This window comes from Pseudomonas sp. BCRC 81390 (genome assembly GCF_030341915.1).
Taxonomy (GTDB): domain Bacteria; phylum Pseudomonadota; class Gammaproteobacteria; order Pseudomonadales; family Pseudomonadaceae; genus Aquipseudomonas.
In genome coordinates this window covers 1-429 of sequence record NZ_JATAAG010000073.1, presented here as the reverse complement: position 1 = coordinate 429, position 429 = coordinate 1, and the positions used below count along the sequence as shown (strand labels likewise).

The following is a 429-nucleotide window of genomic DNA, read 5'->3' as shown; positions in this document are numbered from 1 at the left end:
GTCACCGACACCACTGACGAAGTGGTGGCCAAGCTGACTGCGACTCCTTCGGTTACCGAAGGCGGCGTAATTACTTACACCGTGACCCTGACCAACAAAGACGGTCTGCCGATCAACAACCACTCGGCACTGACCTTCACGCTGAGCGACGGCAAAACCATTACCGTGCCGGCCAATGGCACGACCGGTTCGGTCACGGTCACCGCTCCGGACAACGTCTACGCAGGCGCCAACGACCCGGTGATCAAGTCGATCGCATCGGTCAGCGGCACCGACGTCGGCAAGTTCGAGCAACTGACCCTGGACAAGACCCCGGTCAGCACCACTGTCACTGACGAACCGGGTACGCCGGGCAACGAAGGCGATCTGGTCAAGGTCACCATCACTGCCGACCAGCCTTCGGTGGCTGAGAACGTCAAACCGACCTTC

Annotated in this window: 1 protein-coding gene; it reads left to right on the top strand. The window is 60.6% G+C overall.

Features of this window, described 5'->3' with window-relative positions; translation table 11 throughout:
• A partial coding sequence (locus tag QSV36_RS22995; protein WP_289134774.1) for an immunoglobulin-like domain-containing protein occupies positions 1 to 429 on the top strand: 429 nt, incomplete at both ends.